The sequence below is a fragment of the Microbacterium sp. UBA1097 genome (assembly GCF_002313585.1).
Taxonomy (GTDB): domain Bacteria; phylum Actinomycetota; class Actinomycetes; order Actinomycetales; family Microbacteriaceae; genus Microbacterium.
Genome location: NZ_DCBW01000046.1, coordinates 59,682 through 70,826, shown reverse-complemented (window position 1 = coordinate 70,826; position 11,145 = coordinate 59,682). Strand labels below are relative to the sequence as shown.

Annotated in this window: 11 protein-coding genes and 1 tRNA gene; 4 read left to right on the top strand and 8 right to left on the bottom strand. The window is 68.4% G+C overall.

Annotated features, from left to right (window positions below; genetic code table 11):
• Both B4F19_RS11165 and B4F19_RS11160 read left to right on the top strand, forming a co-directional pair.
• Positions 1-597, top strand: coding sequence for a flavin reductase family protein (locus tag B4F19_RS11165; protein WP_292734963.1), 597 nt, complete (start codon positions 1-3; stop codon positions 595-597).
• A 17-nt stretch (positions 598-614) separates the two neighbouring features.
• Positions 615-2,717 (top strand): acetate--CoA ligase family protein, encoded by a 2,103-nt coding sequence (locus B4F19_RS11160; protein ID WP_292734960.1) that lies wholly within the window; start codon positions 615-617, stop codon positions 2,715-2,717.
• 7 nt (positions 2,718-2,724) lie between these two features.
• Here the strand turns inward: B4F19_RS11160 and B4F19_RS11155 are convergent, their stop codons facing one another.
• From B4F19_RS11155 to B4F19_RS11145, 3 genes are read right to left on the bottom strand one after another with little or no spacing between them, the layout of a single operon-like run.
• A complete protein-coding gene (locus B4F19_RS11155) occupies positions 2,725-3,510 on the bottom strand; it encodes a maleylpyruvate isomerase family mycothiol-dependent enzyme (protein WP_292734957.1) in 786 nt (261 codons plus the stop codon).
• The gene (locus tag B4F19_RS11150; protein WP_292734954.1) at positions 3,507-4,334 is read right to left on the bottom strand and encodes a fumarylacetoacetate hydrolase family protein; all 828 of its coding nucleotides are present in this window, start codon (positions 4,332-4,334) and stop codon (positions 3,507-3,509) included. The genes B4F19_RS11155 and B4F19_RS11150 overlap by 4 nt, the downstream gene beginning before the upstream one ends.
• Positions 4,331-5,443, bottom strand: a complete 1,113-nt coding sequence (locus tag B4F19_RS11145; RefSeq protein WP_292734951.1) for a cupin domain-containing protein — start codon at positions 5,441-5,443, stop codon at positions 4,331-4,333. The genes B4F19_RS11150 and B4F19_RS11145 overlap by 4 nt, the downstream gene beginning before the upstream one ends.
• Before the next feature lie 101 nt (positions 5,444-5,544).
• On the opposite strand from B4F19_RS11145, the gene B4F19_RS11140 reads away from it, so the two are divergent.
• Positions 5,545-6,300 (top strand): IclR family transcriptional regulator, encoded by a 756-nt coding sequence (locus tag B4F19_RS11140; RefSeq protein ID WP_292734948.1) that lies wholly within the window; start codon positions 5,545-5,547, stop codon positions 6,298-6,300.
• A gap of 70 nt (positions 6,301-6,370) precedes the next feature.
• Positions 6,371-7,180, top strand: a complete 810-nt coding sequence (locus B4F19_RS11135) for an alpha/beta fold hydrolase (RefSeq protein ID WP_292734945.1) — start codon at positions 6,371-6,373, stop codon at positions 7,178-7,180.
• A 168-nt stretch (positions 7,181-7,348) separates the two neighbouring features.
• On the opposite strand, the gene B4F19_RS11130 is transcribed toward B4F19_RS11135, so the two are convergent.
• From B4F19_RS11130 to araA, 5 genes are all read right to left on the bottom strand, one after another.
• A tRNA-Arg gene (locus tag B4F19_RS11130) sits at positions 7,349-7,421 on the bottom strand.
• 88 nt (positions 7,422-7,509) lie between these two features.
• Positions 7,510-8,130, bottom strand: coding sequence for an asparagine synthase (locus tag B4F19_RS11125; protein WP_292734941.1), 621 nt, complete (start codon positions 8,128-8,130; stop codon positions 7,510-7,512).
• A gap of 66 nt (positions 8,131-8,196) precedes the next feature.
• Positions 8,197-8,574: a DUF5684 domain-containing protein gene (locus B4F19_RS11120; RefSeq protein ID WP_292734938.1), complete on the bottom strand. Its 378-nt coding sequence runs from the start codon at positions 8,572-8,574 to the stop codon at positions 8,197-8,199.
• A 44-nt stretch (positions 8,575-8,618) separates the two neighbouring features.
• Positions 8,619-9,581 (bottom strand): aldose 1-epimerase family protein, encoded by a 963-nt coding sequence (locus B4F19_RS11115; protein WP_292734936.1) that lies wholly within the window; start codon positions 9,579-9,581, stop codon positions 8,619-8,621.
• Positions 9,582-9,634: 53 nt separating this feature from the next.
• Positions 9,635-11,137 carry an L-arabinose isomerase gene (araA, locus tag B4F19_RS11110; RefSeq protein WP_292734933.1) on the bottom strand — a complete coding sequence of 501 codons (1,503 nt, stop codon included), beginning with the start codon at positions 11,135-11,137 and terminating at the stop codon, positions 9,635-9,637.
• Between the last annotated feature and the right edge of the window lie 8 nt (positions 11,138-11,145).

Genomic DNA, 11,145 nt, shown 5'->3' with positions numbered 1-11,145 from the left:
ATGTATGTGGACGCTTCGACTCTCTCCCCCGCGGAGACCTACCGACTGCTCGTGGGATCGGTCGTGCCGCGGCCGATCGCGTGGGTGACCAGCGGACTCGACGTGATCAACCTGGCGCCGTTCAGTTCGTTCGCGTGGGTGAGTCAGCATCCGGCGATGCTCGGATTCACGGTCAACCGGCGGGCCGATCGCCGCAAGGACACCGTCGTCAACATCGAGGAGGTCGGTGAGTATGTCGTTAACATCGCCAGCGCCGACATGCTCGCCGCACTGCACGCCAGCTCGGAGTTCCTCGACCCCGCAGAGAGCGAGGCGGAGCGCGTGGGGATGGCTCTCGCACCCTCGCGCGTCGTTCGTGTGCCGCGCCTGCGCGATGTTCCCGTTGCGATGGAGTGCCGCTTCCACAGCACCACGGCCTTCAGCCCGACCGGCGGCGAGTTCGTCGTCGGCACGGTGGTGGCGTGGCACATCGCCGACGACGTCCTCACCGGCGGCCGCATCGACACCGAGAAGGTCAACCCTCTCGGCCGCCTCGCCGGTCCCCGCTACACCACGCTCGGCGACATCACTGAACTGCCGCCCGTCCCCGGCGGCTGAGCCTTCCGGAGGAAGAAATGACCGACCTCGCAGTGCCCGCCACGACCGCATCCGAGCTGGTTGCTCCCGACCTCAGCCCCCTCGCACCGCTCTTCGCCCCCCGAGGCATTGTGCTGGTCGGCGCCTCCCGCACCCCGGGCAAGCTCGGGACGGCGATGGCAGAGGCCCTCGCCGAGGCTGACGCTGCGGTGGCGCTGGTCAACACGCGTGACGGCGAGGGCATGCACGCGACCATCTCGGATGCCGCCGCAGCCCTGGCAGCGCGCGGTGCGGCCGCCGATCTCGTGGTCTCATGTGTGCCCGCGTCGGCCACCGCCGCCGTCCTCACCGACGCCGGTGCAGCGGGGGTCCGCGCGGCACTGGTGTGTGCGGGAGGGTTCGCCGAGATCGGCGACGACGGCCGCGCCACTCAGCGCGACACCGAGGCCGCCGCGCGCACGAGCGGCATACGGGTCCTCGGACCGAACACGTCGGGGTTCTTTGTACCCCGCCGCCGCCTGCGCGCGAGCTTCGTTCCCGGGGCGGCGGCGCTGCAGCCGGGATGCATCGCGGTGATCGCCTCCAGCGGAGGGGTGAACCACATGCTGTCGTTCCGACTGGCCGCCGCGGGCGCCGGAGTGTCGCTCGGGGTGGGCATCGGCGGGGGCATGGGAGTGTCCCACGCCGATGTGGTGCGGCACGCTGCGACCGACCCCTCGACCACCGCGATAGCGTTGCACCTGGAAAGCGTGGACGATGGCGTCGATCTACTCGGTGCGGTACGGCACGCGGCATCCCTCAAGCCCGTGATCGCGCTGGTCGTTGGGCGGCGCACCGAGTCCGCCTTCGCCCAGTCGCACACAGGCGCCCTGGCGACCGGCTGGCGGACGACGAGATCGGTGCTCGCGCAGGCCGGGGCGGTTGTCGTCGACGACGAGGACGCCCTGGTGGCAGCGAGCATCGCGCTCTCGCGTCTCCGACTGCCCGCGGCAGTCTCTCCGGGAGTCGCGCTCGTGACGGCGCAGGCCGGTCCGGGTCTGATTGTCGATGACCATGCGACTGCTCAGGGGTGGAACCTCCCCCGCCTGCACGGGCACACGCGCGAACGGCTCGGGACGCTTCTGCCCCCGCTGACCTTCCAAGAGAACCCTGTCGACACCGGCCGCCCCGGGCCGACGTTTCCCGACGTCCTCCGCACGGTCGGCGCGGACGACCAGGTCGACATCATCGCCGTGTACGCCCTCAGCGAGCCGGTCGTCGACCTGCCGGCCGCGATCGCGCAGGCGGCGCCGGCGGTTCCCGTGATCGTCGCCATCGACGGGCCGCGCGCCGACATCGACGCGGCCGTACACAGGGCCGCCCCCGTCGGCATCCCCATCGTCACCGGACCCCGCGCTCTTGCGGGAGCCGTCACGGCGGTGGTCGCCGATTCCCGCGCGCGAGCGCTTGCCTCAGACATGCCCGTCGACGGGCCCGCGGTGGTCATCGAGACCGGTGGCGCGTGGGATGAGGTGCGCGCCAAGGAGTTGGTCGACGCCGTCGGCATCACCACGCCGCCGCGGCGACGGGTGAACGACCTCGCGGACGCGCAGCGGGCGCTCCTCGAGCTCGACGGATCGGTGGCGGTCAAGATGATCGACGCGTCTGTCCTCCACAAGACGGAGGCAGGTGGTGTGCGGCTGGGCGTGCGCACCCCCGACGAACTCAGCGAGGCATGGGCAGACGTCGCTCGCACGGGAGCGCGCGAGTTCCTGGTCGAGCGGATGGCCCCGGACGGCGTGGACCTCGTCGTCTCGGTGCGGCGCGACCCGGTCTTCGGCCCTATCGCGCTGCTCGGCCTGGGAGGCACCGCCGCCGAGGCCTATGCCGACGTCGCTATCCGCACCGTGGGATTCGGGGCCGCCACCGTGACCTCGATGGTCGACGAGCTGCGCGCGGGTGCGCTCCTGCGCGGCTGGCGCGGTGGACCCTCGCTCGATGACGCCGAGCTGGCGCAGGTGTTCGCCGGGCTGACCGCGGTGCTGGCATCTGCTCCGACCCTGCAGGAGGTCGAACTCAATCCGCTGCGCCTGACAGCCGATGGCTTGGTGGCACTCGACGCGGTGGTGGTGGACACGCTGGCCGGGACGACACGCCCCTGACCGCCCCTCAGAACCAGCGCGGGATGACGGGAAGCTCCCCCGCTCCGAGCGGGGTGAGGCGGCGCGCGCCACGGCCGGCGAGCCAGCGGGCGAGGTCGGCGGCGGATCCGGTCACGACCGGGCCGCCCTGACCGAAGCTCGCCTCAGTCTCGCGGTCGTCGGGTCGAACGATGAGCGCAACGTCCTCGCTGCGGCGGGCCCATACGCGGAACACATCGGCGATGATGCCGTCGATCATCTCGGCGGGGAAGTCCAGGAACGATCCGCCGTTGTCTAGGTCGACCGCATGGACCCAGACCTCTTTCGCGCGCATCCACGCCGTCTCCCTGGCAGGCACCGTGCGACCCTGGGCGGTCACGACACGGGCTTTCCATCCGCTCTCGTCGAGGTCGCGCCATTCGACGTTCAGGTGCACCGTCGCGTGCTCGACGAGGTGCCGGAGCGCACGCGCGGGAAGAGTCGAACCGAACGCGATCTCCTCGCCGCGCTGAGTATCGGATGCGTACATCGGCGTCTCGACTCCGGTGCGCGCCCACTCCACCAGACGCGCCACCGCGCGCGCGTTGTAGCCGACGTGAGCGATCAGGTGGCGCCGCGTCCATCCGGGCAGCAGACTCGGAGCATCGAGCTCGTCGTCGCGTAGCTCCATGAGTCGCCGCGCGAAGTATGCCGTGCCCCGACGGGCAAGGGCCAGCTCTGCGTGCGGGGCCCCGTCGGCGTCGTAGCGTGCACCTACGCCCTGCCTCTCGCGCAGCGCGCGCTCCTCCGGGCTGAGTTCCCGGAGGGACGTCATCCCCGCTCCTCCGCGGCGAAGTCATTGGTGAGCGATCCGATCCCGTCGACGGTGATGGTCACCGAGTTACCGGGGGCGAGGTAGCGCTGGGGCGTCCGCGCGTGGCCCACGCCGCCAGGGGTCCCGGTGAGGACAATGTCGCCTGGCCGGAGCGTCGTGATCGTCGAGATGTACTGCACCAGCGAGACCGGGTCATGCACGAGGTCGTGGATATCGCCCCGCTGCATCACCTCGCCGTCAAGCTCGGTCGTCAACTGCGCGTCGGCGGGGATCTCTTCGGGGGTTGCGAGCACGGGGCCGAGCGGCGTCGAGCGGTCCCACAACTTCCCCTGCAGCCATTCGCGGGTGCGGAACTGCCAGTCGCGCATCGAGACGTCGTTGGCGATCGTGTATCCCGCGATCGCGGAGCGCGCGGTGGTCTCGTCGGCGCGGCGTACCGTGGCGCCGATCACGACAGCAAGCTCGCCCTCCCAATCGATCTCGCCACTTTCCGGAGGCAGCACGAGGGTCTCGCCGGCGGCGGCGAGCGTGTCGGCGAACTTCGCGAAGAGCACGGGATACTCGGGCAAGTCGCGTTTCATCTCGAGGATGTGAGCACGATAGTTCAGGCCCACGCACACGATCTTGCTCGGCGCGAGCACGAGGGGCGCGTACACGAGTGAATCGGTGGCGACCTCAGAACCGGATGCCGCAGCCACTGACTCCAGCGCGCCCGCAGCCAAAACCTCCCCGACATCGGCGAAATCTCTCAGAACGACCGCGCGGTCGCCGTCGACGCGGGCGACCGCGGTACCGCCTTCGGTGACGATGGTGGCCAGCTTCATCGGTCATCCTCCTCGATGAGAGTGCGGTGCAAGCCCAGCGCCTCGAATACCGGCGCGTCGCTGAAATGGAAGAGGTCGAGCGGACCGTCAGCCCGCACCTGGAAGCGACACCAGCTCGGCACCACGAAGATGTCCCCGTGCTCGACCGAGTGCTCCTGATCGCCGAGCCACACCGTGCCCGTGCCCTGGAAGACCTGATAGACGTTGGATCCGACCTCACGCCGCGCTGCCGTGGAGACACCGGCGCGCAGACGGTGGAACTGCGCACGGATGGTGGTCATGACGTCTCCCCCGGTCGTGGGGTTGATGAAGCGCACGGCGGCATGGCCCGGCTCGATGGTGGCCGGCATCCCTTCGTCTTCGAGCAGCAGCTGATCGGTGAGAGCGGCGTCGGTGTGCTCCCACCGGTAGGCGCCGATGGGACTCGACACGGTGTTCTGCAGCCCCGAGAGAGGACGCAGGCCCGGATGCGCCCACAACCGCTCGGAACGCGAAAAACGCGGCGTGGCGTAGTCGGTCACCCGCTCGGACCCAAACTCGAAGAAGCCCGAGTCCATCTGGTAAGCGAAGGGAATGTCGAGCCCGTCGATCCACGTCATCGACTCGTCGGTCTCGTTGTGATGACCGTGGAAGTGCCAGCCGGGCGTGAGGAGAAAGTCACCGCGGCTCATCCGCACCGGGTCGCCGTTGACGACCGTCCAGACGCCTTCCCCCGAGGTGACGAAGCGAAACGCATTCTGCGAGTGACGGTGCTCGGGCGCCGTCTCACGCGGCCCGAGCTGCTGGATGGCGGCCCAGAGCGTCGGAGAGATGTACGCACGTCCCCCCATGCCTGGGTTGGCCAGGCCAATGGCGCGACGCTCACCGCCGCGGCCCACGGGAACGAGATCGCCCGCCCGCTCGGCGAGAGGACGCAGTGCGTTCCACCGCCACAGCCACGGCAGAGCCTTGGGTTGGGGGACCATGGGCATGAGATCGTCGAGCTGGGTCCACAGGGGGATGAGGTGTTCTCGCTCGAAGCCGCGATACAGCTCGCGAAGCTCCTCCGAATCCTCCGGCAGCATCGCGTTCGTCACACCCGCGTGATCGGTGATCGGCACGTCGGTCATGTTCGCCCTCCTCGGCGTCGATGATTCCTCCACGGTGCGCGACATATTCCGTTGAGCGCAACATGGTGACGTATGTATTGCGCTGTGCGCAAGATAGAGCCATGACCTCACCCAACCAGTCCGTGGGTTACGCGATGCACATCCTGCAGGCGCTCATTGAGCGCGGGGGCGTGAGCGTGACGGAAATGGCCGGAGAACTCGGGGTGGCCCCCTCCACCGCGCACCGCATCCTGGTCACGATGGCCGATCACGGCGCCGCCTCGCGCACTCCGAGCCGCCGCTACACTCCCGGACCGCTCCTGACGCGCCCGCCCCGCTCGCCGAATGCTCTCGCAACGATTGCCGCGCGCTTCAAACCGGTCGTGCGCGCCACCCACGAGCTCGTCCACGAAACCGTGCACCTGATGGCACTGGTGGGCAACGACATCCAGTTCATCGACGGCATCGAAGGACGCCAGGCGTTGCGCATCGGACTGCGTATCGGTGCGCGGATCCCCGCGTACTGCACGTCGGGTGGCAAAGCGATGCTCGCAGAGATGCCTGAAGACGCCGTACGGGCACTGCACCCGAGCGGCCTGCCTCGTTGGCCCGGTCAGCGTGCGCACACCATGGACGCGCTGTTCGCCGAGCTCGACGAGGTGCGGCGCACCGGCGTCGCGGTCAACGTCGGAGAGAGCGAACCGGGCGTCGTGGCAATCGGCGTGGCACTCTCAGCCGGCCCGCTTCCGACCGCGCTGGCCATCGCGCTGCCCACCGACCGCTTCGAGCGCACCGGAGTCGCCGAACTCGAACGCGCGCTGCGCGAAGGGATCCGCCAGCTCCCCCCAGATGGCGGCGAGGCCGCGCCAGATTTGTGAAACGAACGTCTTGCGCGCAACGTAAATTTGTTACACCATGTCGAAAAACCGTCACTGCAAGGAGGCAGAGATGTCAGAGATCGAGAACCTCACCGTCACCGCGAGCGACGGCATCCCGCTCGGCTACTTCCGGCGAGGGCAGGGCCCCGCCCTCGTCATCACGCACGGCAGCATCGCCACGAAAGAGCAGTGGTTGCCCGCATCGGAGTTCCTCGCCGAGAACTTCACCGTCTACGTCTACGATCGCCGCGGACGCGGCGCCACGGGTGACAGCGCCGAGTACACACTCGAGACCGAAGTCGCCGACATCGCCACCATGATGGAGGTCGCCGGCCCCGGAACACACCTCCTCGGCCACTCGTTCGGCGCTCTCTGCACGCTGGCCTACTCTCGTCAGCACGGGCTCGGCGGCGGCACCCACATCGCTTACGAGCCGCCCCTCGCCGTCCAGGGTCCGGTCGCCGGCGAGCGCCTGCCCGGCTACGTCGAACTGATCGACAAAGGTGATCTTGACAGCGCCCTCGAGTACGCGCTCATCAACTTCGTGCGCGTTCCCGCCGAGGCGATCCCGTTCATCCGCGAGACACCGATCTGGGGCAGCGCCGTGCCGCTGACCCCCACCTGGGTGCGCGAGCTCCGCGAGATCGACGCTCTCGGCACCGACCTGTCGGGCTACGCCGGGATCACCGACCCGACGCACCTCATCGCAGGCACGGCCACCACGTCGTTCCTGGCCCAGTCGGCGCACGATCTCGCACAGACGATCCCGGGCGCCACATCGACCGACATCGAGGGAGCCGACCACTTCGCGCACCTGTCTGATCCCGCTGGGTTCGCGCAGGTGGTCACCGACGCCGTCAGCGCGCACGCGAGAGCCTGAATGCTGCGGCTGGCCGCCCCCGCGAAGAGCGCGGGGTGCATCGCGGTCGAATCGCGCGGCGGCTCGTGAAACACGAAAGCCCCTCGGCGAGCTCGCCGAGGGGCTTTCGAAAGAAGAAGGTCCCCGAGCCGCAGGGCTCAGGGACCTCATCACTGTCTCAACACAGTGTGCGCCCGAAGGGACTCGAACCCCTAACCTTCTGATCCGTAGTCAGATGCTCTATCCATTGAGCTACGGGCGCATGGTCCGCGCGTTTCCGCGAGCAAACCAGCGTTCAGCCTACCCCACGAAGACCCCTGACAGCGAATCGCGGGCCGCCCCGTCCTGGCTCAGGAACCGGAGGAGTCTCCCTCGTCGACCGGAGGACTCGCCTCGTCGACATCCACCATCTTCGCTCTCGCCGCCGGGGTGCTCAGCCGACGCTGGTGGGAGGCCAGGCGCGGCAGGTCGATGAGCCTGATGGACTGCATCCGCGCCGCGCGCATGGACGCATAGTCGGGATCAAGATCCGGCCGCATCGCCTCGACGATCAGGCGCCGCTCAAGATTCGACTCGACATCGCCCCACGCGGCATCGCGCGCCTGCTCGATCAGGTGCTCGAGTGCTGCATCGTCGGTCGCCTGCCCGCGAAGTTCTTTGGCAACGCCGGTGTACTGCCGGGCACGCCGCCGCAGATTGCGCGAGTCGCGCCCGCGGTAGTCGTGCGTGCCGCTCGGGTCGGACTGCTTGCCCCAGGCACGGCGCCAGTCAGCTCGCGCACGGTCGGCCGCCGCCGACTGTTCGTCCGCGAGCGCTTCGAGCGTCTGCCTGGCAAATGGCTTCACCGCCTCGACCGAGAAGGCACTGTCGTTGCGGATGGCGTCGACAAGGATCCGATTGCGGATGCTCAGACGCGCCGCAGCGGTAGCGATGATGACGCCCTCGGCGATCGCATCGGCCGTCCTGCCCATCCGCTACCTCCTCGATAGAGGGTATCGGGCGGCAGTGCCGGGCGTCCGCGTCTGGGACGCTGCGGGTCAGGCGCGCTTGGCGTATTGCGCGTCGCCGAACCCGAGGATGAGGTATCCGATGAACGGGAAGAGGAACAGCAGGAAGAACGAGAACGCGCCACCCTTGCCGAAGTTCTCACCGACCTTGATCGCCACGATGATCGCCAGCACAAGGTTGGCGATCGGAATGAAGTACAACAGCCCCAGCCACGCCGAGTACCCGGCGATCTTCACGAGGATGAACATGTTCACGATCGGGATGATGGCCAGGATGCCGGGCCATCCCGCCTTCGAAAAGACACGCCACAGGGCGACGACGACGATGATGTAGATAACGAGGCCGATGAGGGACGTGGTCCACAGCGAGCCAACGCTGGCCTGGTCGGTGATCGAGGTTGCGAGCATGGCCACAGCCTAGGGCGAAAGAGGCCTAATCTTCCAGCTAACTCTCAGGAAAGCGCGGAGATCCGCCACGAGGCCTTGTGAGAGTCGCTCGGCGCGATCACCGCGAGCCCCGTGTCGAACGCGTAGCGGTCATCGTTGAAGGCATCGGGAGCGCACGTCATCGGCTCGACGGCCAGGCCCGCACGGTGTCCGGGAGCCCCGGGTCCGGACGGCTGGTCGGCGGTGTGGATCTGCACCCACGGGCATCGCGAATCCCACGTGATGGCCGCACCGGCTCCGTGCGCGTCGGTCACCCGCGCTGTTACGAGCCCGTCTCGATCGCGAACGAGATCGGTGTAGGCGTGGTCGATCTTCACGGCACCGATGGTGCGAGGTTCACGGAAGTCGAAGCGTTCAGCATCTGCGGTCACCGGCTGGAGTCCGACGGGCGAGAGCCGGTCGGGTGTGACAGTGAGAACCTGTGCGGCAGGAAGAGTGAACGTCCAGTCATCCAGGGCGCCCGGGGCCACGAGATACGGATGCGGGCCCGTGCCCCACGGCGCGAAGTCGTGGCTCAGGTTGGTCGCCTTCACGCGCTGGGTGAGTCCATCTGCGCCGAGGGCGAAGGTCGTCTCCACCCGGATGCGCCACGGGTATCCCTGCTGCGGCTCGATCGTGGCGCCGAGGGTGACCCAACTCTCGGCTGTCTCGACCGGCGCGAAATCGAGCCACGACGCCAAGCCGTGCAGCGCCTGGCCGCGCCCCGGTTCGGTCAGCGCCACCTCGTAGGAGCGCCCGCGGAACACGTAGCGGCCGTCGACGATCCGATTCGGCCACGGCGCAAGAGTCGCACCGCGAAAGAACGGACGCACGATGTCGGGCTCGAACGGAACAACCAGGTCACGCCCGCGATAGATCAGGGTGCGAAGCGTTGCGCCGACGCTCGCGATCGTCGCTTCGTAGTCGCCCGCGGTGATCGTGTACTGGTTACCGGATGCCGGGATCACGGCCGAAGACTCATCGCTCATACCGCCAGTCTGCCCGACGGCGGCGGCTACCGCGTCGGGCGCTTCGACCGTGCTCACAGACCCTGGGCGAGGCGGTAGTACGCCTGGTTCCAGCGGACTTCCTTCTGGAACCCACGGACGGTGGTGTCTTCGTCGATGACGAGCAGTTCGGTCTCGGCAAGTTCGGCGAAGTCGCGGAAGACCTCGATACCCACGGCAGTCGACATCACGGTGTGGTGCGCGGCACCGGCGGTGAGCCAGCACGCCGCGGAGGTTGCAAAGTCGGGCGCCGGCTTCCAGACCGCGCGGCCGACCGGCAGGTTCGGCAGGTCGGGCGCGGCGACGTTCTCGACGACGTTGGCGACGAGGCGGAACCGGTCGCGCATGTCGCTCATCGCCACCACGACGGCGGGGCCGGGGTCGGCGGTGAAGACCAGGCGCACCGGGTCATCCTTGCCGCCGATCCCGAGCGGGTGGATCTCGAGAGTCGCCTTGGCACTGGAGAGGGTCGGGGCGACCTCGAGCATGTGGGCACCGAGGATCTTCTCATCGCCGGGGACGAGGTCGTACGTGTAGTCCTCCATGAGGCTCGCCCCGCCGGGCAGGCCTTCACCCATGACGTTCGCGACGTGCACGAGGATCGCGGTCTTCCAGTCGCCCTCGGCACCGAAGCCGTACCCCTCGGCCATAAGCCGCTGGACGGCAAGGCCCGGCAGCTGCTTCAGGGCCCCGAGGTCTTCGAAGCTCGTCGTGAACGCCCCGAAGCCGCCGGCTTCCAGGAACGAGCGAAGCCCGACCTCGATCGCGGCGCCATCGCGCAGCGACTGGTGGCGCTCGCCGCCGCGACGGAGCTCCGGAACGATGTCGTAGGCCTGTTCGTACTCGTCGATGAGCGCATCGATCTGGGCATCGGATGCCGCGGCCACGGCATCCGCGAGCTCGTTGACGCCCCACGTGTTGACCTGCACGCCGAAGCGGATCTCGGCCTCGGTCTTGTCGCCTTCGGTGACAGCGACGTAGCGCATGTTGTCGCCGAAGCGGGCGAGCTTGAGCGAGCGCACCGCGGCAAGGCCCGCGGCAGCGCGCTGCCACGTCTCGATCTGGTCACGTACGGCGGGGTTCGAGACGTGCCCGACCACGGTCTTTCGCGGCACGCCCAGGCGCGTCTGGATGTATCCGAACTCCCGGTCGCCGTGCGCGGCCTGGTTCAGGTTCATGAAGTCGAAGTCGATCTCGCTCCAGGGCAGCTCGACGTTGGCCTGCGTGTGCAGGTGCAGCAGCGGCTTCTGCAGGGCGTCGAGGCCACCGATCCACATCTTGGCGGGGCTGAAGGTGTGCATCCACGCGATGATGCCGATGACCTCGTCGCGCGCGTTGACGTCGAGGGCGAGCCGACGGATGCTGTCGGCATCCTTCAGCACGGGCTTCCAGACGACGCGAATGGGGAGGTCTGCGAGCCCGGCAGCGACGGCCTGCGACTGCTCGGCGACCTGACGGAGGGTTTCTTCGCCGTAGAGGTTCTGGCTGCCGGTGACGAACCAGACCTCGCGGGTGGCGAAGGTGTTGAGAGAAACCATGGGAATCC